Below are 23,593 nucleotides of genomic sequence, written 5' to 3' on the forward strand. Positions count from 1 at the left end.
GGAAACGGGGACACGGTCGGGGTTCGAACCAGAGATTGGGGTCGCGTCGTGGTTCGATCATCCGGATCCGCACACCTAGAGTGGCCGGTATGGATCCCCTCCTACCCAAGGAAAACGCCGATCTGAGCGAGCTCGCGCAGACCTTGCGAGCGCTACCGCCGTCGTGCGGGCCGGTGCGACTGGTCGGGGTGGACGGGCACGCGGGGTCGGGGAAGAGCACCTTCGCCGGCCAGTTGTCCGCGGCGCTCGGGGGTGCGCCGGTGCTGAATTTGGATGACCTGGCTACGCACAGCGAGTTCTTCCAGTGGACCGATCGCCTGCGGGAGCAGGTGCTGGCGCCGTTCAAGTGGGGCCACACGGCCTTCTATCGAGCTTACGACTGGCAGCAGTGTGAGTTCGGCGGCGAGCGGGCGCTGCTCGCCGAACCGGTGGTGCTGCTCGAAGGCGTGGGGGCGGGGCGCCGGATGCTGCGGCCGTACCTCGCGCAGCTGTTGTGGATGGAGTGCGGGGCGGAGGAGTCGTGGGAGCGCGGACGTCAGCGAGACGGGGCCGCGCTCTCGTCGTTCTGGGACGAGTGGACTGCTGAGGAGCGCGCGCACTTCGCGGAGGATCCCGCCCGCCCGCACGCGGATCTCCTTGTCGTGCAACAGCCGTCGGGTTACGCCGTGATGCCGGGACCGCGCACGACGGCGTCCTGAGTATCCGGTACGTGCGTTCAGTGGGCTCGCGCCGAGTTCGGTAGGGAGGCGCGGGGGTGCGTCCGGTCGTGTGATCTACACCGAATCCGCACATGGGGCGCACGGTGCGGCCATGTGCGCCACATAGGGTGCAAGACATGCGTAGATGGTTGGACCGGGCTCTGCTCGGCGTGGGGTGGGCAGCTGTGCTGGCGGGAATAGCCGGGGTTGTGCTGCATCTGGGGAGCTGGCAGTGGGAGCTGTTCGTGCTGGGGGCTTCCGGGGCGTCGTATCTGATGATCGGTGCGCTGGTGGGACTGGTGCTGGTGTTGATCGCGCGGGGGTGGCGCAGCGCGGCCTTCGCGGGAGTTGTCGTGGCGGTGGCATTGTGGACGCAGCTGCCGATCTTCGTGCCGAATGGGCATGCCGCGACCGGACCGAAAGTGACTGTGCTGCAATCGAATATCCTGTTCGGTGGCGCTGATGTGGGTGCCGTGGTGCGGACCGTGCGCGAAGAGCAGGTGGACCTGCTGACCGTGGACGAGCTGACTCAGGAGTCGGTCGATCGTTTCGCGGCGGCGGGAATCAGCGCGGAATTGCCGTACCAGTTCCTGATGCCCGGCGCCGGCGGAGGCGGCACCGGTATCTACAGCCGGTACCCGTTGCGCGACACCAAGCGGTTCGACGGCTTCCAGATCAACAACCTCGGCGCGACCATGGAACATCCGCAGCGCGGCGATATCGCCGTGTTCGCGCTGCACCCGATTCCGCCGAACCTGAACTTCGCCGCGTGGAGCTGGGAGATGCCCCGCATCCGCGAAATCCTGGACGCCCAAACAGGTCCCGCGATCGTCGGCGCGGACTTCAACGCCACCCGCGACCACGCGGCCTTCCGTGATCTGATCGCCGGCCGGTTCGACTCGGCGGCCGACCTGGTCGGAGCGGGTCCGATGCTCACCTGGCCGGACAGCAGACGCTGGGGGCCGGTGCTCGGTATCGACCACATTCTGGTCGCCGACGGCACCGCCGAAGATCTCCGATCCCTGTCCATCCCGGGCTCGGACCACCGCGCCCTCCTCGCGCACCTCCGGATGAACGCCTGAGCATGATCATGTGATATACGCGGTGGGGTTCCGGCGATTACGATAAGAGCGCTCGGCGGGTGGCCCGGGAATGGCTCTGCGGTGTAACCGGGGAGGAACTTCATAATGAGACGATGGCGTTTCGGCGTGGTCGCGGTGGTGCTGGCGGTCGGTGCCGCACTGTCCGGCTGCGCGGAGGTATCCGACAGCACTGCGGGGCAGGCCATTACGGACCCGAACAATCCCTGGGTGCTGGCCGGCGCGGCGAAGGCGGAGGGGCCGAGCGGTCCCCGCAAAGGAGTGCCGGACGCGCCCCTGACCGCGGCGAACGGTGATGGGGGAGCGGTCGACAAGCTCGCACTCAACGCCATCGCCGATATCGAGGCCTTCTGGAAAGCCGAGTACGCCAAGACATTTCCGGGCACGTTCGAACCGGTCGGCAAATACTTCTCCTGGGATGCCAGGGCCGCCAAGGAAAATTCCATCACCTTCTGTAAGTCCTCCACCTATCAGCTGGTGAACGCGGCCTACTGCAGCCTCGACCACACCATCGGCTGGGACCGCGGCGTGCTGTTCCCGCTGCTGGAGAAGAAATACAACTCGCTGGCCGTGGTCATGGTGATGGCGCACGAGTACGGGCACGCCATCCAGGGGCAAGCCAAGATCGCGGGCTTCTTCACCAGCGCCCTGGTGCAGGAGCAGCAGGCCGACTGCCTGGCCGGTGTGTTCTTGCGCCATGTGGCGGAGGGGGATTCGCCGCACTTCACGATGAACCTCACCGACGGGCTCGACGGTGTGCTCGGCGCAACCATCGCGGTGCGCGACACCGATCCGAGCAACAAGAAGAACGTGCACGGGTCCGCGTTCGAACGCGTGACCGCGGTGCAACTCGGCTACACCGACGGCGCGAGCGCGTGCAAGCAGATCAACCGGTCCGAGCTGAACAAGCGGCGCGGGAACCTGCCCACCACCTTCGAGTTCGAAGACGAAGAGCAGCGGCAACTTCCGATCGACCGGGAATCGCTGGCCAGTGTCGCGCAGGCGTTGTCCAAGGCTTACCCGGTGGCGAAGACGCCGGAGTTCGACTACCAGGGTGTGGTACGCAACTGCGCGAATGTGACCGCCACGGAACCGGTTTCGTACTGCCCGAGTTCGAACAAGATCGGCACGAATGTCACCGCGCTGGCCGAACGCGGTGAGAAGGCGAACGAGGAGGACGTGCTGTCGGCCGACGTGGACGGCGACTACAACGCCTTCATCGTCTTCATCTCGCGCTACATGCTGGCGGTGCAACAGGATCGGAAGCTCAGCCTGACCGGTGCGGAGACCGCCGGGCTGCGAACGGTGTGCCTGAGCGGGGCGTTTACCACGAAACTCAGTGCGCCGTCCAGTGATCCGCGGTTGTCGGCCAAGGATCTCGACGAAGCGGTGTCGGGCTTGCTGGCCGATGGGATCGCGGCCGCCGATGTGGACGGCAAGATCGTCAAGAGCGGCTATCAGCGGCTGGAGGCGTTCCGGCACGGTGTGCTCGACGGTGAGCAGGCCTGCCTGACGAAGTTCAAATAGGTTCCGCTATCGGTTGTTTCGTACCGAGTGCAGCAGGATGCGCAGCAGGTGTACTACGGCCAGGACCGACACCAGACCCAAGCCGCCGCCGATGAGCAGGAACATCAGGCCGACAGCCCATAGTCCGGTGGAGTCCGTCGAAGCCTGAGTTGCCCATGGAATGGCGAAACCGACCACCGCGACCGCCGCCACCACAGGAATGGTGGAGGGGCGTCGCAGGTAGAGGAATACCACGATGCTGGCGACGACAATGCAAGCGCCGCAACCGATTACCTGTTCCGGCCGGTACGGGCCCTGGGTCACGCCGTCGACTTCGTAGTATTCCTGGTCCCAGCCGAGCCAGGCGGCCCAGCAGCCCGCGCTGAACAGTGCCAGCGCTGCCAGGGCCGCGATCCGGCGCCAGCCGGTATCGGGCGGCGCCGAACCCCAACGCCCGGGATGCGGGCGCTGTTCGGGCGTGGGGTCAGTCAACCGCGGCCGGCAGGCTACGCAGCGAGTTCAGGGTGGTCGCGAGCGCGCGGGCCGCCTCGGCGCCCTTCGTCACGAAGTGCTCGGTGTAGTACTTCACGTGTTCGCTGTGCTCGTGGAAGTGGTGCGGGGTGAGCACCACCGAGAACACCGGCACGTCGGAATCCAGCTGCACCCGCATCAGACCGTCGATCACCGCGGACGCGACGAAATCGTGCCGGTAGATGCCGCCGTCCACGACCAGTGCCGACGCGACGATCGCCGAGTACCGGCCGGACCGCGCCAGCCGCTTGGCGTGCAGGGGGATCTCGAAGGCCCCCGGCACCTCGAACACGTCGATGGTGGCCGGGTCGAAGCCGAGATCGCGGTACTCGGCAGTGAAGCCTTCGAGGGCTTTGCCGACGATGGAGCTGTGCCAGGTGGCGCGGATAAAGGCGACCTTGTTGTTCATGACCGAAGTCTACTGCTGAGTAACATGAGCTTGCAGCCACTCCACGACATCGCCGATCACCTTGTCCTGCTCCGGCTCGTTGAACACCTCGTGGTAGAGGCCGTCGTAGCGCAGCACTGTCAGGTCCTTGCTGGCGGCGCCGCGCTCGATCAGATCCGAGCTGGACGGCGCGGCCAGCGCGTCCGCGGTGCCGTGCAGCACCAGCGTCGGCACGGTCAGCTTGTCCAGGCGCGCCTTGACGGTCTCGCTGGCCTGCAGAATCTCCGTCGCGGTGCGGGCCGGAAGCTTGCCGCGATACACCAGCGGATCGGCGTCATAGGTAGCGACAACCGCGGGATCGCGACTGATCATCGACGAATCCAGCTCCAGCACACCAAGGTTCGGCGTGAGCCTGCTCAGCACCGGTGCCAGCAACTTCTGCACCGGATTCCCGACCGGGATATCCAGCGGCGGCGCGGAAATCACGATCCCGTCCACCTTCAGCGGCGCCCGAGTGGCCAGATATAAGACGATCAAGCTGCCCATCGAATGCCCGAGCAGGAACCGCGGGACGCCCGGCTGTTCGCGCCCCGCGACCTCGAGCATCCCCTCTACGTTGTCGGCCGATCCCGCCATCGACCCGATATTCGCTTTACCCCCCTCTGACTTCCCATGCCCCACATGATCGAGCGCATACACGGCGAACCCCGCATCCGCCAGCCGCGCCCCCACATGCCCGTACCGCCCCGAATGCTCCGCAACCCCGTGCACCAGCACTACCGCCGCCCGCGTCTCCCCATCGGGAAGCCAAGCACGCCAGGCAATCCGACTACCGACGCCCTCGAAACTGCCCTCTGCGCTGCGGCTCACATCCACTCCTTATTCGACGTCCTCGACAGGTACCGGCCCTGCGCCCATCATCAAACTAGCGGCTCTCCCCACCCCTCGACGAAGAACCGACCCGCAACACGAGAATCAACCGCCCCGATTCATCAGCCGAACAAGATCATCCGGACCTGATGGCGGCATCGGTCGAGAAGGTGCCGCGGCCAGTTCCGGATGATCTTGGTTGGTTCTTACGGCGTGGACTCGAGGGCGGCGAGTTCGGTGACGAGGAGGCGGTTGAACTCGATGAGTCGGGCGTAGTTCAGGCGGGAGAGGCGCTCGTCGGTGCCGTGGATGGATTCGATGTCTGTCTGAGTGAGGACGATGGGGGCGAAGTTGCAGCGGGTGGTGGCGAGGTCGTCGTAGTGGCGGGAGTCGGTGGCGCCGGGGACGAGGCCGGTGGTTACCGCGATGCCTGGGACTACGGCTCGGGCGAGGCGGGCGATGAGGTCGAAGGTGGGGCCGACGTGCGGGTCGGGGGAGGGTTCGGAGGCGGTGCCGATGATCTCGATGTGAACACCCTTGTCGCGCACCACCTTTCGGCAATGGTCTAGGACGCTCGCGACCGAATCGCCGGGGAGGATGCGGAAATTCACCAGGGCCTCGGCCCGTTGCGGCAGGACGTTGGCTTTGACGCCGCCGTGGATGACGGTGGGTGCGGTGGTGGTGCGCACCAGTGCTTCGGTGGTGGGTCCGGCCGCCATGATGCGGGTGATCAGCGGGGCGACAACACTGTTGCCGGCCAGTTTGAGCAGGCTGCGGCGAGGTTCGGTCATGGTGTGGCGCAATCGATCCAGCATGTCGGCGATCACCGGGATCAGGCGCGTCGGCATCGGATTGTCCTGCAACCGGGCGACCGCGCGGGCCAAGCGGCCGACGGCGGTCTGGCGTCCAGGCATCGAGGAATGCCCGCCCACCTCCTGTACCGACAGTCGGACGGTGGCATAGCCCTTCTCGCCCACCATGATGGTGGCCACCGGGACATCGACGCCGTCGGCTACACCCTGGGTGATGACGCCGCCCTCGTCGAGCAGCAAGTCGGCGCGAACATTCCGATCACGCAGGTGCTGCGCCATCAACACCGCGCCGCGGTCACCGAACACTTCCTCGTCGTGCCCGAAAGCCAAATAGATGGTGTGCGTCGGCCGGACTCCCGCAGCCAGCGCGGCTTCCACACCCTCCAGAATCGCGAGCACGCGGCTCTTGTCATCGATCGCCCCGCGGCCCCAGATGAACTCGTCATCCACGACACCCGCGAACGGCGGATGAGTCCACCGCTCCGTATCGTCCACCGGCACCACATCCTGATGCGCCAGCAGTATCGCGGCAACCTTCTCGGGTTCCGCGCCCGCCCACCGGTACAGCCGGCTACGACCGAAAGTCTCGAGCTCCAACTCGGCGTGCACCCGTGGAAACGAACGCTTCAGGTGCTCGGCGAGCTTCCCGAATTCGGTGTCGGTCGATGCGGTGTCGGCAACGTCCTCGCCTGAACCATTCGATCCGATAGTGACGTCGGGGCCGGATTCGGTGCCCGTATCACCAGGTGTGGTGGGGCCGTTGCCTTCGATACCGCCCGAGACTGGACTGATGTGGCCGGTGGGATCGGGGTCGATGCTGTCGCTGGAAATGGTGACGCAGCGGATCGCGACCGCGAGCCGCTCGGCGACTATGTCATCGACCGGGCCCACGGGTTGCCCCGAGGCGGTACCGGCCTCCCCCCGCCCGATCATCGCGCACCCACTGCAAACTGCATCACAGACATCTCCCCATCCTTCAGCATCCGGTCCTCGTCGCGCCGCATCCGCTCCGGGCGAACCAATCCCCGTAGTGAAATTGCTGCGGTACGTGGCGTGTCGACAGCATTTTCACTACCGGGTTCAGCGGCGGCTCAGCGGGCGGGGGTTTCGTTCGGCAGGTTCATGGGGATGGTGGCTTGGGAAAGGTGGGCGGGGGTGAGGGTGATGGCCTTTTCGTTGCGCCATTTGGCGTGGGCTTCGCTGCCGCCGCCGGTGAGGTCCGGCTGGCGAGGCTGGGTCAGGAGCGGCAGGTCGAGGCGGGCCGCGGTCACTGTGACCGGGGCGTTGGCGGGGGCATGGGACCACACGTCGTCCACTACGTCGGTGATCCGGACACCGAGGCGGTGTCCGGCGGCCAGCGGCCAATCCTGGCCGAGCAGACGGACGTCGGTGGTCTCGGTGACGGGGGCGATTCCACGGGTGATGACGGTGGCGCGATTGTCGGGCGCGATGTCGTAGAGCTCGACGGCGACGGTAGCCGAGGCGGGGCCGGTCAGGCGCAGCGATGCGGTGGTGACCCCGGACAGGTGTGTCGTCTGGGTGAAAGGCTGGGAGATGGACCAGATTTCACGATCGGCGCCGGGGAGGAATCCGCGATCGGTGTAGGTGCCGGTGCGCAGATTCACCGCGAACTTGCGGGAATCGACCGGCGGCCAAGCAGTTTCGGACCGCCAGGCGCCGTCGAACTGCCCGACCGTCACCCGTGGACCAGGGATCTGTACATCCCGCCCGGCCACATGCTTGTCGAAGAACGCCATCATCTCCGCGTCGAATTGCGCTGTCCCGCATTTGGTACGGCAGTCGCTGTGCCCCCACTGCCCGAACCAGGCGCGGTGATCGCCGGGCCCGAGCCCGTTCCACAGGTCGAAGACGCGATCGGCGCGAGTGTTGTAGTCGAGGAAGCCTTGCCCGAGGAACAGCGGAATAGTGTTGCCCCGGACGCCTTCCACGAGATCGCGAGCCCGCCATTGCGGGTTGGCCGCATTGTGGTCACCGGTCAACGCCAGGTACTGCTCGCTGCACGGCACCGTCATCGCGAGGGCGTTGGCTTGATACTCGGGGGAGTCGTCCGGTCGGCCCGGGGTGGAGGCGATCAGCAGATGCTCCTCGCCGACCTGATCGGCCGGTCGAATCCCGTTCTCGGTCACCGGTTTTCCGGAGAACTTCCACGACACACCCTGCATGTACAGATAGGAGTACGGGTCCACCACCGGCGCGAACGCCAGCACCGCCGCCAGCCCCTTCGGCTTCGCGGTCAACCCGAGCAGCCCGGTCCACGCCTCATACGACACCCCGGCCATCCCGACCTTGCCGGTCGACCACGGCTGACTCGCCGCCCACTCGACCGCCGTCACCACGTCCGAGCGTTCTCCCGGACCGCCGTAATCCGGACATCCGTTCGACCCGCCGAATCCCCGCAGATCGACGATCACATACGTGTACCCCGCTCGCAGCGCCAACTCCACCGGCAAGTTATCGGTGGACGGCCCGCCTTCCAACCGCGGCGCACTGATGAACGCGGTATGCGACCGATACGGACTGACCGTCAAGATGACCGGCGTCCGGACATCCTCCGCGACCCCCTCGGGCCGCAAAATATCCGCATGCAGCCGGGTCCCATCCGGCGCATCGATATAGGTCTGCCGCCACTGATACCCGACCCCCAACGGCTCGGCGACCGTCACCGGGGCAAACACCCCCAACACCAACGCCACTCCGGCCAAAACCCGAACCACCATGCTCACCCCAGGACTATCGCCTGTACACCCCCACCTGGTACAGCCCCCGGAACCAGGGGACACCAAGATCACGCAGCTCCGGTGGTCCACGCCACACCCGACACCGATTCTCGGCGCTACGTGCGGCAGTGGTTGTCGTACCGGTGGCTCGCATCACACCGGGCCCCGGTTGCTCACCCCGCTCATGGCGTGACGTTCCGCGTGGTCACGGGCGGGGCTTTGCTTCGCGCAGGCGGATGCCGCTGAAGCCGAGGGAGCTGGTGCTGACGGCGTCCCAGAATGGCCAGAGGTTGGGGAGGACCCTTACCTGGATGCCTGCGCGTTCGTGGAAATGGAGGAGATCGCCGACGGGCTCGGCTGGGCCGAGTGGGTCGACGGTTTCGGGGGAGATCATGGCGTACGGTTCGGGTTCGCCGATCGGCCGGAAATGCCGGGCCGGAAGGCGGTACGCGAACAATGCCACTGCTTGGAGGGCGACCAGTCCGGAGTATTCGATCGCGTGCACCCGGTCTCCGCCACCCGGCCCCAGGATTCGCTCGCGATCGATCGGAGTGGTGGCGGGTGTGGTCCAGGCCATCGCACGCGGGCAGTCGCGCGGAAACCAGTAGCTCGGCGCGTTTCGCACGTCGACCGCCCAGACGAACGGACCCGGCCTGCCCGCGATTTCGCGCGGTTCGAACCGTTCGATCGTCGGGTCCTCCGAGAAATGCAGCACCTCACCTGGCTTCGGATACATGCCTTCCATGGTCGCCTACAGGAGTGATTGCCGATCGGCATAACCGTCCCGAACGGACCGGTCTCCCAACAAGATTGGACTGGTGTCTGAGGCACGGCGGCGTATGATCGGGCCAGTGCGGATACCCGGGGGAAGAATGAGCGAGCCGGTGACCACGGATTGGGAGGGATTCGTGCAGGCATTGGCACAGTGCCTCTCCGAGCTGCCGTCCCGAGCCACCTTGATCATCGCCGCCCCCGGCAACCGGTATGTCCAGTTCGTGCAATACGACATCAAGCTTTCCGCCGAGCTGGCGGGCAATCAGTTTCTGGCGCAGCCTATTTCGCTGGACGCCGCGGAGACTTTGCGCGATATGGGCTGGCAGGAACCCATTGTGCGGCGCGAAATCGATAATTGGCATCGCATTCTGTTCTGGCCGCTGTCGTGGAACGGGCTGGTCGAGTTCGCTCGCTCGGTCGCTTTCGGTCTGCACGAGGCGCTCGGTGTCGGTACCCCGGAAGAACTGCGCGCCATGGGCTGGACCGAAGCCTCGGGTGATCTGGATCTCACCGTCCTGGGTCCCATGGTCCGTCGCAACAGCAACTGAACCGGCCCGTACCCCCGCCGACGTAGCTATCATTCGGCAGACGATCGGGAGGTCTGATGCTGGACAGGGGAGATGTCTTCGCCGGCTACCGGATCGAAGGCACGCTCGGGCGCGGCGGCATGGGTGCCGTCTACCTCGCCCGACGCTCGGGCATGCCCCGGCCCGTCGCCCTCAAGCTGCTCAATTCCGATGTCTCCGCCGACCCGGAAATCCGTACCCGTTTCGAAGATGAGGCGGAAGTTGTTGCGCACCTGCATCATCCGGGAATCGTCGCGGTCTACGACAGCGGCATCGACGACGACCGGCTCTGGATGGCGATGCAATACGTCGACGGCCGCGACGCCACCGTCGTCTCCCCGCGTAGCCTGCCCCCGGACCGCGTCCTCGCCCTCATCGACACCACCGCCGACGCCCTCGACTACGCCCACAACGCCGGCGTCCTGCACCGCGACGTGAAACCCGCAAACATCCTCCTGGCCCGCCCCACCCGCGCCCGCCGCGAAGCCGCCCTGCTCACCGACTTCGGCATCGCCCGCCTGCGTGAGGAACCCGGCCAGCCGACCCACAGCGGAACCATCCTCGCCACCCTCGCCTACGCCGCGCCCGAACAACTCCGCGGCCTGCCCCTGGACCACCGCTCCGACCAATACTCCCTGGCCTGCACCCTCTTCCGCATGCTCACCGGCGCCCTCCCGCACGCCGCAAACAACCCGGCCGCCATGATCAAAGGCCACCTCCACGACCCACCCCAACCCGTCGCCACCGTCCGCCCCGAACTCCCGAACACCTTGGACAAGGTCATGATCCGCGCCTTGGCCAAACACCCCACCGACCGCTACCCCACCTGCACCGAATTCGTCGACGCCGTCCGCCAAGCCTTCACCGGCCCGACCACTGCGGTATTCCCCTCGCGCACAACCCATCCCACCCGCGAGCGCATTCCGTACCCCGCACCCGACCAGCCGCTTTCATACGAACCCGCACCGCATATACGCCCAGGCAACCCGCGAGCCGCAGAAGATGCCGATTCAGTCGAACCCGCGTCGTATCCGCGCCTGGACGACCCGCGAGCGGCAGAAGATGCCGGTTCAGTCGAACCCGCGTCGTATCCGCGCCTGGACGACCCGCGAGCGGCAGAAGATGCCGGTTCAGTGCAAGATCCGCAATCCAGTGACGAGCCGCCGACCGCCAGATTCCCAGTTCTCGCCGCATATTCAACTCGCCCAGCGAAATCCCCGTCCCTCGACGAACAGCACACGCCGGAGGAGCCGTCCTCGCCGCACGAGCAAACGTCGATCGATGGATGCTTTCCAGCAGGACCAACCCCGGTCGAGGACTTCCTTTTCGACGACGAGTCACCCACCACAAGGATCTCGATCGCCGTCGAACTGCCCGCATTCGCAATGCTTTCAGAGCCTGATGTGGAGCAGCCGAACATCGGTGCACCGCCTCCGAATAGCACGGACTCGCCGCCGCCAGATGCCGATAGCGGTGATACCGACACCGGTGACCCCGCACCCCGCGCGGACATTTCGTGCCGTAGCAACGACTTGGAGCCGACGGATTTCCTCGCGCCTGATGCGTCGCGGAGTGCCCCGCACCCAGGGGAGATGTCCGCCGCGACGGCCGCGGATCTGGAGTCGACGGGTTTCCTGGCACCCGATGCGTCGCGGAGTGCCCCACGCCCAGCGGAGTTGCCCGCCGCGACGGCCGCGGATCTGGCACCGGATGGGTCGCGGCATGCCCCGCACCCAGGGGAGATGTCCGCCGCGACGGCCGCGGATCTGGAGTCGACGGGTTTCCTGGCACCCGATGCGTCGCGGAGTGCCCCACGCCCAGCGGAGTTGCCCGCCGCGACGGCCGCGGATCTGGCACCGGATGGGTCGCGGCATGCCCCACGCCCAGGGGAGATGGCTGCCGCGACGGCCGCGGGCCCGGAGTCCGGCGAGGACGAGGAGTCCAGCGGCCACTTCCCTTCCGTCAGTCTGACGGATGGGAAGTGGGCGCTCGACGACACAGACTCGGCAGCGCAGCCTCAGTTCGGCGTGTCAGCCCATGTGGAAGAGTCCGACCCAGTGGCGGATTCGCGATCTTGGGACGAATCGTCCACGACAGGGTTCTCCTCCGAGCATCAAGCGCCTGCGATCGTTCGGGTCCCGCCCGAACGGCAGGCCCCGAGGGAGCAAGCAGCAGCGCCATTTCCGATGGTGGAGTCGCACTCGGACGAGTCGCTGGCCGAGATCCGCGCCCGCGCCGGGGGCGTGGCCCGCTCCGTCGAGGCACACCTTCCTGAGGAACGTCCGGCGACGATGGAACCGAACCAGTTGGCTGAGCTGTCGCCGGACGAGCGAACTCCAGCAGGGGAGGAGTGGAGTGCGGCAGCGGATCGGGGTGCGCCGGAGGAGGCGGACCGGGACGCCGACGAAGTGGTCACCCCATTGATCGCGCCGCCGAGTTTGGCTACGGACGTCTCCTGCGAGGTGGAAGAGCCGATCCCAGTAGATGATTCGGGTTTCGGCCACGAATTGGTGCCGACACCGATCGCTGCCGCAGCCTGTTCGGGGTCCGCCGACGAATCAGCTGGATCCGAAGCAGCCTCGGTTCCCGAGGGGGTCGGCGGTCTGCGGGTTGCCACACTTCCGGAAGAGCGGAAACCCGTAGGGGTGCGAGCCACGTGTATGGAGATAGCGCCGAATGTGTTTCTCGCCGAGGAGATTCCGCCTCGCACCCCACGCCCGGCGCACCGCCGTCCGATGACGGCGGACAAGGCGCGGTTGGGGTACATCCTGATGATGCTCGCCGCATTGCTGATCGTCGTGGTCGCGATCTTCGGGTGATCCCGACGCAGAACTCGGCCCCTCCCGAGGGGTTGGAGGGGCCGAGTTGGGTTGCGGGGGCGGTCAGCTGACGAGGTTGCGGCGGAGTTTGAGGATGGTGCCGGGGTCGAGCCCGAGGCCCTGGGTGAGGAATTTGCCGAGATCGCCGTACTTGTTCTCCATTTCGCGGACGGCGGTGTCGAGGTAGGCGTCGCGGACCTCCTGCAGGGGGATGAGCAGGTCCGGGTTCTGCATGAGGCCGGCTTGTTTGACCTGCTCCCGGAGCTTGGCGTCGGCGGCGGCACGGTACTGGTTGGACAGCAGGTAGTCCTGGCGGGCGGTGCGTTCGGGGACGCCGACCGCGCGGAGCAGGACGTAGGTGAGCCAGCCGGTGCGGTCCTTGCCCGCGGTGCAGTGGTACAGCGTCGGGCGGTCGGTATTGGCGAGGTCACGGATGGTCTGGCCGAACGCGGTGCGGGAGGCATCGGTGAGGAAGCTCTTGTATACCCCGGCCATGATCTGCTCGGCCTTGCCGCCGCCGAGCATCTCCTCCTGTTTCACCGGGTCCCGCAACTGGATGACCTCCAGCAACTTGGTGAACAGTCCGGTGTCATCGATCGGCCGCGCCACCAGCGGGACCCCGCTCGGCAACTTGTCCGGTCCGCTGAACTGGATCTCGGCCTGGGTCCGCAGATCGATGGCCTGCTTCAGGTTGTATCCCTGTAGCACCGAGATATCGGAAGCTGTCAGCTTCTCCAGCGAATCGGCTCGAATCGCCTTCTTGGTCTTCACTTTCGCGCCGTCGTAGGTGCGATACCCGCCGATGTCACGAACATTGACCGCGCCTTGCAGTTCGATCTTTGCGAGCGCCGCCACTTCCTCATCGGCGGTAGCGGTCGGCGCGGAGAAAAGCGCTAGCGCGGTAAGCGGAGCGGCGAGCAGAGAAATTAGCGAAATCTTCATGGCGGGGGACGTTAAGAGCCGGTTCCCCCTCGTGCCAGGGGTTCCCGCTATTACGCCGCCGCAGCCCCGCTCACCGGAACCGACCAGCCGGTCACCGAGATATCGTTGCCGCTCAACGGGATTCGCGTGTTTCGGGCCCTGAACAACAACGCGATCGCAATCCCACCCTATCCGAAATATGCCGGATCGGCAGTTGTTGTCCAGGATCAAGTCGTGGCTCGTCCCGCGCAGCTCGCATCGAATCCGCACCCCACCCAACGGGTTTCGCGCGAGCCGTGAGCGAATCTTTAGCTACGAAACTGATCATTCGTGTCGGCTATCAAAGGTAGGGTGATGGCACCTCCAGTCGAGGGGCGGTGGACTTGGTCCACACACTGCGCCCAGATTGGAGGTGGTGAGTATGGCGAAACATCGCCGGAGAAAGCGAGAATCCCCGGTCGACTACGGCCTACTGCTCCTGGTAGCCGCCGTAGCCGCCGGGGCTCTCGTAGCGGTCCGCCGAGTGCGGGCTAGCTGAGCTCACCAGGTAGGGATCGTCTATGGAGGGCGGTCCCTACCGCTCGGCATCACCGAAGTGACGGCTCCAATGATACTTGACAGTGAACGAGTTCGGCAGAGCTACGCCTCAGCATGCCCGAAATGGGCGAAGCCCCAGCTGCTGGCAGCTGGGGCTTCACGAGTAGCGGTCGCTACAACGACTTACACGTCGAAGTAGAGCTCGAACTCGTACGGGTGCGGACGCAGGTTGACCGGGGCGATCTCCTGGGTGCGCTTGATGTCGATCCAGGTCTCGATCAGGTCCTCGGTGAACACGCCACCCTCGGTGAGGTAGTCGTGGTCTTCCTCGAGCTTGTCGATGACCGACGCCAGCGAGGTGGGGGCCTGCGGGATGTTCTTGGCCTCCTCCGGCGGGAGCTCGTAGAGGTCCTTGTCGACCGGAGCCAGCGGCTCGATCTTCTTCTTGATGCCGTCGATGCCGGCCATCATCATGGCGGCGAAGGCCAGGTACGGGTTGCCCGAGGAGTCCGGCGCGCGGAACTCGATGCGCTTGGCCTTCGGGTTGGAGCCCGTGATCGGGATACGCACGGCAGCCGAACGGTTGCGCTGCGAGTACACCAGGTTGATGGGGGCTTCGTAGCCCGGCACCAGACGGTGGTAGGAGTTGATGGTCGGGTTGGTGAACGCCAGCAGCGACGGGGCGTGGTGCAGGATGCCGCCGATGTAGTGACGCGCCAGATCCGACAGGCCCGCGTAGCCGGACTCGTCGTGGAACAGCGGCTTGCCGTCCTTCCACAGCGACATGTGGGCGTGCATGCCCGAGCCGTTGTCGCCGAAGAGCGGCTTCGGCATGAAGGTGACAGTCTTGCCTTCCTGCCACGCGGTGTTCTTCACGATGTACTTGAACAGCTGCAGGTCGTCAGCGGCGCCCAGCAGGGTGTTGAAGCGGTAGTTGATCTCGGCCTGACCGGCGGTGCCGACCTCGTGGTGGCCGCGCTCCAGCTCGAAGCCCGCGTTCTGCAGGTTGGTCGAGATCTTGTCGCGCAGGTCGACGTAGTGGTCGTACGGGGCGACCGGGAAGTAACCGCCCTTGTTGCGCACCTTGTAGCCGCGGTTCGGGGTGCCGTCCGGGTTGAACTCCGCACCGGTGTTCCAGGAGCCCGAGACCGACTCGATCTCGTAGAAGGCGCCGTTCATGCCCGAGTCGTAGCGGATCGAGTCGAAGATGTAGAACTCCGCCTCGGCACCGATGTAGCAGGTGTCGGCGATGCCGGTCGAGCGCAGGTACTCCTCCGCCTTACGCGCGATGTTGCGCGGGTCGCGGGAGTAGGCCTCACGGGTGAACGGATCGTGCACGAAGAAGTTCAGGTTCAGCGTCTTGGCGGCGCGGAACGGGTCGATGCGCGCGGTGCTGAAGTCGGGGAGCAGCAGCATGTCCGACTCGTCGATGGACTGGAAGCCACGGACGGAGGAACCGTCGAACGCGAGCCCTTCCTCGGCGAGATCGGCGGTGAACGCCTTGGCCGGGATGGAGAAGTGCTGCTGCACACCGGGAAGATCGGTGAAGCGGATGTCGACGTACTCGACTTCCTCTTCCTTGATGTGCTTGATGACCTCGTCGGCCGTGCTGAACGTCACTTGTTCTCCTTACGGATCGGTTCCCAGCCCGTGTCGATTGCATGGGTTCGTCGCGACCAGACGCTATGGACGCGAAGTTTCCCGGCAGTCAAGGCTGTGTTTCGCCAGTGTTACACGTGCGGCTGAACGGGTGAGGATCACCACCCGGGCTATACCAGCAGGCCAATCTTGCCATCCGCCCAGTTGGCTCCGGCGTCGGAGGGGGCTTGACCGCCCCTTATTGTGGTGGGCATGGCACGCATGACCGGCTCTTGGCTGTCCGGACCGTCTCCTGAACCTGGCGACCCGGCAACCCCGGAGTATCCGGGCGAGCATCTCGGTCTGCCTAAGACGGGCGTCGGGTCGCTGGTCGGGATGGGGCGGCGGATCGCGGCACTGTTCGTCGACTGGATTCTGTCGATCGGTATCGCCGCGTTGATCGTGCGGCCGAACGGCGCGCAGCTCGTGTCGGACATGAATGTTCCGGCCGGTAAGACGCCGCCGTCGGAGTTCGAAGCGGTGATCAACGCGCTGAGCACCCCGACCTGGGGCGTGTGGTTCGTAGTCGGAGTGCTCGCGGTGACGCTGTTCGGGTTCACGCCGGGTCAGTACTTCTTGAAGATCCGGGTGATCCGGGTGGACGCGCCCGTGGCGGTCGGATTCCTGCGGGCGCTGTTCCGTCAGGTGCTGCTGGTGTTCGTGGTTCCGGCGCTGTTCACCGACGGCGATGGCCGCGGTATGCACGACCGGGCGACCGGGACCGGGCTCGCACGAGCCCGCTGACAAGCTCGCACGAGCCCGTTGACAACAAGGGCCCGCATCCCAATCAATGGGATGCGGGCCCTTGTTCGTCGAGGATCAGCGGCGGCGGATCGTGCGCTGCACGCCGCGCATCTTGGCGCCGGCGGGCATCGGGCCCTTCGGCAGCGCCGGGCCGGTGCGCGCGCTCAACGCGGCCAGGCGGCCCTCGATGTTCTCCATCCGCTTGGCGTCGATATTGCGGGGCAGCTTGGTGAGCCAGCGCTGCAGATCCTTCAGCGCGATCTGGCCCTCGTCGTTGCCGATGGTGACGTCATAGATCGGGGTATCGCCGATGAGGCGGGCGGTGCGCTTCTTCTCCTGCGCGATCAGGCTCTTCAACCGCTGCGGGTTGCCCTCACCGACCAGGATGACGCCCGGCAGGCCGATCACCCGGTGCACCGCGTCCAGCTGGGTGGTGGCGGCGACACCCTGCTTGACCCGCCACTTGCCCTGCAAGTTGTCCAGCACCCAGGCGCCCGCGCCGGCTTGGCCCTCGGCCTTGGCGAACACGTTCTTCTGCACCCGGCGGCCGAAGATGATGAACGCGGCCAGCACGCCGAGCAGGATGCCCAGCGGCAGCAGGAACCACTGCAGACCCGTGAGCAGGCCGATCACCAGGGCGATCGCGGTCAGGCCGAGCAGCGCGCCGATCATCAGCGGCAGCAGCCACTTGTCTTCCTTGCGCTGCATCTGGAACGCCTGCCACAGCTGCTGGCGACGCTCTTTCGAGGCCTGCTTGCGGGCCGCTTTCGCCGCGGCCTTCGCTTCCTTCGACGGCGTGCCGCCCTTACCTGGTGCCATGCGTCTCAGGATAGTGGCTGGGTAACTATGACTGGGCAGCGGATCAGATCCGTGTCTCAGTCCTTCGCCCGGGCCCGGACGGCGGCCGCGAGCTGGGCGGGCATGGGTTCGTGCCGGGTGTAGGTGCGGCTGAAGTCGCCGGTGCCGTGCGAGACCGAGCGCAGGTCGATGGCGTAGCGACTGAGTTCCAGTTCCGGGACCTCGGCGTGGACGCGGGTGCGGCCGGCGCCGTGCGGTTCGGTGCCCAGGACGCGCCCGCGGCGACTGGACAGATCGGACAGGACCGGGCCGACGTAGTCGTCGGTGACCACGACCCAGACATCGGCGATCGGTTCCAGGAGATCGATGCCCGCGGTGGCCGCGGCTTCGCGGAGGGCGAGCGCGCCGGCGGTCTGGAAGGCGGCGTCGGAGGAGTCGACCGAATGCGCCTTGCCGTCGAAGAGCGTCACCCGGATGTCGACCAGGGGGTAGCCCGCCGCGACGCCCTTCACCGATTGGGCGCGAACGCCCTTCTCGACGGAGGGAATGAACTGTCGCGGCACCACACCGCCGACCACCTTGTCGACGAACTCGATGCCGGAACCGCCGGGCAGCGGTTCCACCTCGATCTCGCAGACCGCGTACTGGCCGTGGCCGCCGGACTGCTTCACATGCCTGCCGCGCGCTTTCGCCTTGCCCGCGAAGGTCTCACGCAGGGCGACTTTGTGGTCGATCACGTCGACCTGCACGCCGAAGCGGGTGCGGAGTCGTTCCAGGGCGACGTCGCGGTGGGCTTCGCCCAGGCACCACAGCACCAGCTGGTGGGTCTGCGCGTTGTGCTCGACCCGGATGGCGGGGTCTTCGGCGGCCAGCCGGCTCAGGCCCTGGGAGAGCTTGTCCTCGTCCGCCTTGCTGTGCGCGCGAACCGCGATGGGCAGCAAGGGGTCCGGCATCGGCCACGGATCGATGATCAGCGGAGCGCCGGTGCCGGAGAGGGTGTCGCCGGTTTCGGCGTGACTGAGTTTGGTGACGTAAGCGATGTCGCCCGCGATGACTTGGCCTTGGGGGCGTTGCTGTTTGCCGAACGGGGCGGTCACGCCGCCGACTCGTTCGTCGGCGTCGTGATCCGGGCGGCCGCGGTCGGCCAGGCCGTGCCCGCAGACGTGGACTGTGTCGTCGGCGCGCAGCGTGCCGGAGAAGACGCGGACCAGTGAGACCCGGCCGACGTATGGATCGGAGGCGGTGCGGATGACCTCCGCGGCGAGCGCGGCATCCGGATCGCAGGGCAGCGGACGGGTTTTCGTCTCCGCGGACAGCGGTGCGGCCGTGACGATGTGTTCGGCCGGGGTGGGGAATCCGCCGGTGATCAGATCGAGCAGCTCCACGGTGCCCAGACCCTGCCGGGCGCCCTCGGGCGCGGGCGCGCCGAAGAGCACCGGATGGAAGCTGCCACGCGCCACCGCGCGCTCCAGATCGATTACCAGCGTGGATAGTTCGATGTCTTCGCCGCCGAGGTAGCGGTCCATGAGCGATTCGTCCTCGCTCTCGGCGATGATGCCCTCGATCAGCCGGTTGCGGGCTTCCTCCAGCAATTCCTGCTGCTCGGTGGAGGGTTCGGCTTTCACGCCCGCGCCGGAGGAGTAGTCGACCACGCAGTTCGGCAGGAGTTCCACCAGCCCGGTCACCGGGCGATGTCCGTCCGGACTCTTCGGTCCGTAGACCGGAAGATGTAGCGGCAGAATATTTTCCGAGGATCCGCCGCCGAGCACCTCCTGACAGGTCGCCACCATTTCGTCGAAATCGCCACGCGCGGTGTCCAAATGGGTGATCACGATGGCTCGCGGCATTCCGACCGCCGCGCATTCCTCCCACAGCGCGCGCGTCGTGCCGCTGACCCCCTCCGGACCTTCCGCGGCCGACACAACGAACAGGGCGGCATCCGCCGCCCTGAGTCCCGCCCGGAGTTCGCCGACGAAATCCGCGTAGCCGGGTGTGTCCACCAGGTTGACCTTCATATTTTCCCAGGCCATCGGCACCACCGACAACTGCACCGAGCGGTGCTGCCGGTGCTCGATCTCGTCGTAGTCCGACAGCGAGGTCCCGTCCTCCACCCGCCCCGCCCGGTTCACCGCCCCCGCGGTCAGCGCCATCGCCTCCACCAGGGTGGTCTTCCCGGACCCGCTGTGCCCGACCAGCACCACATTCCGGATCCGTTCCGGCCGGTCCACCGTGAATACTCTGCCGTTGCCCCCAGCCGAGCCACTCGCCTTGTCCGCCATAGGTCTTGATTCCTTGCGTCGACACGTTCCTTCGAGCTTCCCACCGTGACCTGGGTCACGTCCATGGTTCGTGCGAAACGGGGGCCGGTGGGCGTCAGACGCGGTGAATTTCCGGGTCGGGGGCGGAGTCTGGGGCCGGGAGACCGCGCAGGTGTTGATCGAGGAAAGCGGCCACATGCTTGCGGGTCAGTTCGACCGCTCGGGTGCCGTTCAGCGTCGTTTCCGGTATTTGAATGCCGAGGTGGTCGGCGATCGGGGCGAAGTCGGTGAACGACCCGTGTGATGCTCCCGTGACGGTCAGCCAGCTTTTCCAGCCGCCGAACGCGTCGTAGGCCGCGGCCCACTTCGGGCCGGCCGGGCCGGTGGGTGCGTGGGTGGGTGTGCCCATCATGAGGAACGGAAGATCGACGGCCCGGCCATACGGCGGAGCCGGGAAGGTGCCGTCGAGATTGAAGCCGGCCCGGAGGCGGGCGTCCTCCGCGAGCGCGAACGGTGCGGTGAACCCGCCCGCCGAGTGCCCGCCCATGGCGATGCGGGACTGGTCGACGGGCAGACGGGGGATCAGTTGATCGAGGACGAAGGACACATCCTCGGCGCGGTTGCGGGAAACCGCGACGCCGTCCAGACGGCCTTGGCAGGCAACGCATTCGGTGATCCGGCCGTCGGGGAAAGTGATCGCCGCCGCTTCGTAGGTGTGATCGATGCCCAGGACCAGGTAGCCGCGGCTGGCCAGATCCTCGGCGAGCGCGGTCAGGGAGAAACGGGGCATGGTGAAGCCGGGAGACAGGACGACGGTCGGCAGGGCGATGCCCAGCTGCGGCGCGTCGACGTAGGCGTGGGTCGCGATCTCGCTCAGCGCCTCGGGCGCGACTCCAGCGACCTTCTGCGAACCGAGGATCAGGGCCGACTCCGCCGCCGTCGCATACCGATCCGGTCGGCCGATCGGGGCGAGCGCGGGGTACCAGGCGGAGACCATCAACTCGCGGTTGCGCTCGGGGACCCACAGATCCGGGCGGTCATCGACCAGGTGGAACTCCTGGACGCCGATGGCGAACGGGCCGGACGGGGCGGGTAGTGGCGGCGGCCCGGCAGCGGCCGTCGTCCCCGTGGTGAGCGCGGCGAGGAGAACCGCTGCGGCAGCGAGGAATCGGAGGAGTCGCATGCCGTCGAGTCTGTTCGATCAAGGTGGACGGCCGCATCCGGGGGTTCCCTGAACTCTTGGGAGCGAATTCGAGGGAACCGATCGGATCTGGGACGCGTCCAATGGAGCCGGCGGCGCTGTCGGCCGAGATCATGTCGTGCATGCTGGAGGCCGCCACCTATCTAGGCAACTGCGACGACGGATTCGGCGCGATACCGCGGCCACAACGCCATCAACGCCCTCAGCAAACTCTCGCAAGATGTTTCGGCGCTGCCGGACAAGCTGAAAACCGTGGCGGAAACCTTCCACGAGAAGGACGCCGCGTTCAGTAGATCGCTGACCGAACTGCGCAGTCACCCTCGGCGCCGCCACACCGCACGTCGTCTCGGCGGTGCTGGCGCGGCTGGCCCGCGACGCCGTGAAGATCTCGGTGATTCTCACCAAAATGGCGCAGGCCTTCACCGATGTGCAGATGCTCACCGACGCGCTGAACGCGGTCATCGCGGCTATCACGAACTATGTCTCCGGCGAGGAAGAATAGCCGGCCACAGCGTAATCGGTTATCCCGCACAGTTTTTCACTATTCGGATAAGAGTCGATGTGAACAATCAGCAGAATCACTGGCGGTTGCTGCCGCCCCCGCCGCCGGACCCGCTGGAGGCCTACCGGCCGGTGCCTGGACCAACCGGAATCCAGGTGCGCGCCGAGCTTGCAGTACTTCCAGGGTGCGATAGGTGCGGCGCCGAAGCGCTGGCCGGCGCTCAACTGAATGCGTTTCAGCTGGATGATTGTGGCACCGCTCGCCGCGACGATTATCACGGCGATCGGCGTGAACCTGTTTGAATTGATCGTCGGCAATTGATCGCTTATCGAGCCCGTGCGAGTCACCATGTAGCGATGAAATTGTTGAAGCATGTCGTGCTGACGGCCACCAATTCACCCAAGGCGCTGCTATGCACCTATCTGACGCTGATCCTGGTCAGTGCCCTGCTGTTCTGGTCGTTCGAGGAGAACAAAACCTTCGGTGACGCGATCTGGTGGGCAGTGGTCACCGCGTCCACGGTCGGCTACGGCGACCTGTATCCGAACTCCGCGGCCGGCCGATTTCTGGCCGGAACCCTGATCTCGATCATGGTTCTGCTCGTCATCCCGCTGATCACCGCCCATTTCGCGAGCAAACTGATCGTGGACAACGATGCGTTCAAACATGAGGAGCAAGAGGAGATCAAATCTCAGCTGCGGGCGATTCGGGCGGCACTGGAGGAGCGATCGGCGGATGGGCAGCAAGACCCGGCGCCCAAGTGATCAGCGTGCCGCGAATTCCTGAAACCTCGGGACGCGACGGGGGAGCGAACAGCACCCCCAGGGTGGGTATCAGCTGCCCGGATTCACCGACATCATCGAAGACAACCCCTTCGAATTGTTCAGGAGAATCCATGCGCACCACCACGACCCGCATCCTCGCCGGCGCTTTCGCCGCCGCGGCCACCCTCACCCTCGCACTCCCCGCGGCCACCGCGGCCCCGGCGACCAACCAGAACCAGTCGCAGAGCTGCCTCGACCTGCGCCTCGCGCTCAACCGGGCCGAACGCGAACTGAGCCAGTCCAACAACACCAGCCAGCGGTCCGTTCTCGAAACCCGGATCACCAGACTGGAACGTCAGCTGCTCGCCAGCAACTGCTGAATCCTTTCGCCGAGCCGGACCCTCTAATCTGCGTACCGGCAACCACGCCGGTACGCGATCAGGAGGTTGTCATGGTTCTCGCTGCGATCGTCGTCGGCGCTGTGCTTGTCTGTACCTGCAGTGTTGTTGCTTTCCGCCGGTGGAGTGGTCGTCGTGGGTGAGTCGGTCTGGCCCGATGAGGCCGTAGTACTAGCGGCGCGGTCGGGCCACGTGGAGTCGGTTGCCGCCCTGATCTCCGGCTCCCACCCGCACGTCCGGCGCTTCGCGTACTCGCTGTGCGCGACGCCGGAGGACGCCGAGGACGCGGCTCAGGAAGCGCTGATCATCCTGTACCGGAAGATCGGCACCCTGCGCGCCTCCGGTGCGCTGGTGTCGTGGATGTTCCGGATCGTGCGCAACGAGTGCCTGCGTCAACTCCGTTTGCGGACAAGACAATTCGATCCACTGCCGGAACCGGACGCAGTCTCGGCCGAGGAGGAGCTGCTGCGCCGGCTCGAAGCCGAACGAGTCGCCGAAGCCATCGCGGCGCTCCCGCTCGAGCAACGTCAAGTGCTGATCATGCGCGATATCCAGGGCTACAGCGGCCGCATGGTCGCCGACCTGCTCGGGCTCAGCACCGCGGCGATGAAATCCCGCCTGCACCGGGCGCGGACCACTCTCCAAACTGCTCTCCGCGACCCCTCGGACCCGAAATGCTGACCGAGGAAAGCACTTTCGCCAGCGCATCCGTGCCCCGGCACCTCGCCAGAGGCGCACTCGGTTTCGGTGCGCTGATCGCGGCCTTGGCCCTGCTGCCGGTGACCGGCCCGCTGAGCCTCTTGCTGGCACCGGTGGGAGTAGTCGCACTGCGCGGCTGCCCCACCTGCTGGGCGATCGGTCTGGTCCAGACCATCTCGCGCGGGCGGCTACGCCGGACCTGCGTCGACGGGGTCTGCACGCTGGCTGCCGCGGACGATGGCGTGCGATAAGGGCTCGCTGCCGGACGCGTACGGGCGGTAATTCCGGTGCGCCGGTGTATTTGGTGCCGCCGAACCGTATCCCCGGGCGG

General features: G+C 66.3%; 23 protein-coding genes. 11 read left to right on the forward strand and 12 right to left on the reverse strand.

Annotated elements, in window-relative coordinates; genetic code table 11:
- The first annotated feature begins 89 nt into the window (after positions 1 to 89).
- From AB0M14_RS34775 to AB0M14_RS34785, 3 genes are all read left to right on the forward strand, one after another.
- Complete coding sequence (locus AB0M14_RS34775) at positions 90 to 698, forward strand: aminodeoxychorismate synthase (protein WP_365003376.1); 609 nt, start codon at positions 90 to 92, stop codon at positions 696 to 698.
- A gap of 137 nt (positions 699 to 835) precedes the next feature.
- Entirely contained in the window at positions 836 to 1,780 is a 945-nt protein-coding gene (locus tag AB0M14_RS34780; RefSeq protein ID WP_365003378.1) for an endonuclease/exonuclease/phosphatase family protein, read from the forward strand.
- A gap of 105 nt (positions 1,781 to 1,885) precedes the next feature.
- Positions 1,886 to 3,325 (forward strand): metallopeptidase, encoded by a 1,440-nt coding sequence (locus tag AB0M14_RS34785; RefSeq protein ID WP_365003381.1) that lies wholly within the window; start codon positions 1,886 to 1,888, stop codon positions 3,323 to 3,325.
- Between the two features lie 6 nt (positions 3,326 to 3,331).
- Here AB0M14_RS34785 and AB0M14_RS34790 read toward each other — a convergent pair whose 3' ends face one another.
- The 6 genes from AB0M14_RS34790 to AB0M14_RS34815 form a co-directional block, all read right to left on the reverse strand.
- Positions 3,332 to 3,796, reverse strand: a complete 465-nt coding sequence (locus AB0M14_RS34790; protein WP_365003384.1) for a hypothetical protein — start codon at positions 3,794 to 3,796, stop codon at positions 3,332 to 3,334.
- Positions 3,789 to 4,244 (reverse strand): 6,7-dimethyl-8-ribityllumazine synthase, encoded by a 456-nt coding sequence (locus AB0M14_RS34795; protein ID WP_365003386.1) that lies wholly within the window; start codon positions 4,242 to 4,244, stop codon positions 3,789 to 3,791. Before AB0M14_RS34795 ends, AB0M14_RS34790 begins: the two co-directional genes overlap by 8 nt.
- Positions 4,245 to 4,253: 9 nt before the next feature.
- Positions 4,254 to 5,099, reverse strand: coding sequence for a lysophospholipase (locus AB0M14_RS34800; RefSeq protein WP_365003389.1), 846 nt, complete (start codon positions 5,097 to 5,099; stop codon positions 4,254 to 4,256).
- A gap of 200 nt (positions 5,100 to 5,299) precedes the next feature.
- Positions 5,300 to 6,838, reverse strand: coding sequence for a M20/M25/M40 family metallo-hydrolase (locus AB0M14_RS34805; protein WP_365003392.1), 1,539 nt, complete (start codon positions 6,836 to 6,838; stop codon positions 5,300 to 5,302).
- 158 nt (positions 6,839 to 6,996) lie between these two features.
- A complete protein-coding gene (locus tag AB0M14_RS34810) occupies positions 6,997 to 8,643 on the reverse strand; it encodes a CocE/NonD family hydrolase (RefSeq protein WP_365003871.1) in 1,647 nt (548 codons plus the stop codon).
- 205 nt (positions 8,644 to 8,848) lie between these two features.
- Complete coding sequence (locus AB0M14_RS34815; RefSeq protein WP_365003395.1) at positions 8,849 to 9,379, reverse strand: DUF6886 family protein; 531 nt, start codon at positions 9,377 to 9,379, stop codon at positions 8,849 to 8,851.
- 148 nt (positions 9,380 to 9,527) lie between these two features.
- On the opposite strand from AB0M14_RS34815, the gene AB0M14_RS34820 reads away from it, so the two are divergent.
- Together AB0M14_RS34820 and AB0M14_RS34825 are read left to right on the forward strand one after the other, a co-directional pair.
- Entirely contained in the window at positions 9,528 to 9,965 is a 438-nt protein-coding gene (locus tag AB0M14_RS34820) for a hypothetical protein (protein ID WP_365003397.1), read from the forward strand.
- 56 nt (positions 9,966 to 10,021) lie between these two features.
- A complete protein-coding gene (locus AB0M14_RS34825; RefSeq protein ID WP_365003399.1) occupies positions 10,022 to 12,802 on the forward strand; it encodes a protein kinase in 2,781 nt (926 codons plus the stop codon).
- Positions 12,803 to 12,865: 63 nt separating this feature from the next.
- Here AB0M14_RS34825 and AB0M14_RS34830 read toward each other — a convergent pair whose 3' ends face one another.
- Positions 12,866 to 13,744, reverse strand: coding sequence for a tyrosine-protein phosphatase (locus AB0M14_RS34830; RefSeq protein ID WP_365003402.1), 879 nt, complete (start codon positions 13,742 to 13,744; stop codon positions 12,866 to 12,868).
- 699 nt (positions 13,745 to 14,443) lie between these two features.
- Positions 14,444 to 15,880 carry a type I glutamate--ammonia ligase gene (glnA, locus tag AB0M14_RS34835; RefSeq protein ID WP_365003405.1) on the reverse strand — a complete coding sequence of 479 codons (1,437 nt, stop codon included), beginning with the start codon at positions 15,878 to 15,880 and terminating at the stop codon, positions 14,444 to 14,446.
- Positions 15,881 to 16,111: 231 nt separating this feature from the next.
- On the opposite strand from glnA, the gene AB0M14_RS34840 reads away from it, so the two are divergent.
- On the forward strand, positions 16,112 to 16,642 hold the full coding sequence (locus AB0M14_RS34840) for an RDD family protein (RefSeq protein WP_365003408.1): 531 nt from the start codon (positions 16,112 to 16,114) through the stop codon (positions 16,640 to 16,642).
- Between the two features lie 75 nt (positions 16,643 to 16,717).
- Here AB0M14_RS34840 and AB0M14_RS34845 read toward each other — a convergent pair whose 3' ends face one another.
- The 3 genes from AB0M14_RS34845 to AB0M14_RS34855 all read right to left on the reverse strand — a co-directional run bounded on the left by AB0M14_RS34845 (position 16,718) and on the right by AB0M14_RS34855 (position 20,881).
- Positions 16,718 to 17,461, reverse strand: coding sequence for a DUF4191 domain-containing protein (locus tag AB0M14_RS34845; RefSeq protein ID WP_365003411.1), 744 nt, complete (start codon positions 17,459 to 17,461; stop codon positions 16,718 to 16,720).
- A 56-nt stretch (positions 17,462 to 17,517) separates the two neighbouring features.
- Positions 17,518 to 19,719, reverse strand: a complete 2,202-nt coding sequence (locus tag AB0M14_RS34850) for an elongation factor G-like protein EF-G2 (RefSeq protein WP_365003413.1) — start codon at positions 19,717 to 19,719, stop codon at positions 17,518 to 17,520.
- Positions 19,720 to 19,813: 94 nt separating this feature from the next.
- Positions 19,814 to 20,881: an alpha/beta hydrolase gene (locus tag AB0M14_RS34855; RefSeq protein WP_365003416.1), complete on the reverse strand. Its 1,068-nt coding sequence runs from the start codon at positions 20,879 to 20,881 to the stop codon at positions 19,814 to 19,816.
- Between the two features lie 370 nt (positions 20,882 to 21,251).
- Between AB0M14_RS34855 and AB0M14_RS34860 the strand changes: the two genes are divergently transcribed.
- The gene (locus tag AB0M14_RS34860; RefSeq protein ID WP_365003419.1) at positions 21,252 to 21,401 is read left to right on the forward strand and encodes a hypothetical protein; all 150 of its coding nucleotides are present in this window, start codon (positions 21,252 to 21,254) and stop codon (positions 21,399 to 21,401) included.
- Here the strand turns inward: AB0M14_RS34860 and AB0M14_RS34865 are convergent.
- Positions 21,377 to 21,751: a hypothetical protein gene (locus tag AB0M14_RS34865; RefSeq protein WP_365003422.1), complete on the reverse strand. Its 375-nt coding sequence runs from the start codon at positions 21,749 to 21,751 to the stop codon at positions 21,377 to 21,379. The two genes, AB0M14_RS34860 and AB0M14_RS34865, sit on opposite strands and share 25 nt — an antisense overlap.
- Before the next feature lie 6 nt (positions 21,752 to 21,757).
- Here AB0M14_RS34865 and AB0M14_RS34870 point away from each other — a divergent pair, with 6 nt between their 5' ends.
- The 4 genes from AB0M14_RS34870 to AB0M14_RS34885 all read left to right on the forward strand — a co-directional run bounded on the left by AB0M14_RS34870 (position 21,758) and on the right by AB0M14_RS34885 (position 23,513).
- Positions 21,758 to 22,165, forward strand: a complete 408-nt coding sequence (locus AB0M14_RS34870) for a potassium channel family protein (protein WP_365003425.1) — start codon at positions 21,758 to 21,760, stop codon at positions 22,163 to 22,165.
- A gap of 131 nt (positions 22,166 to 22,296) precedes the next feature.
- A complete protein-coding gene (locus AB0M14_RS34875) occupies positions 22,297 to 22,545 on the forward strand; it encodes a hypothetical protein (protein WP_365003427.1) in 249 nt (82 codons plus the stop codon).
- 153 nt (positions 22,546 to 22,698) lie between these two features.
- Positions 22,699 to 23,244 (forward strand): RNA polymerase sigma factor, encoded by a 546-nt coding sequence (locus AB0M14_RS34880; protein ID WP_365003430.1) that lies wholly within the window; start codon positions 22,699 to 22,701, stop codon positions 23,242 to 23,244.
- Entirely contained in the window at positions 23,238 to 23,513 is a 276-nt protein-coding gene (locus AB0M14_RS34885; protein WP_365003433.1) for a hypothetical protein, read from the forward strand. Before AB0M14_RS34880 ends, AB0M14_RS34885 begins: the two co-directional genes overlap by 7 nt.
- Positions 23,514 to 23,593 lie beyond the last annotated feature (80 nt).

It is taken from the genome of Nocardia sp. NPDC051832, from assembly GCF_040681285.1.
Classification (GTDB): Bacteria; Actinomycetota; Actinomycetes; order Mycobacteriales; family Mycobacteriaceae; genus Nocardia.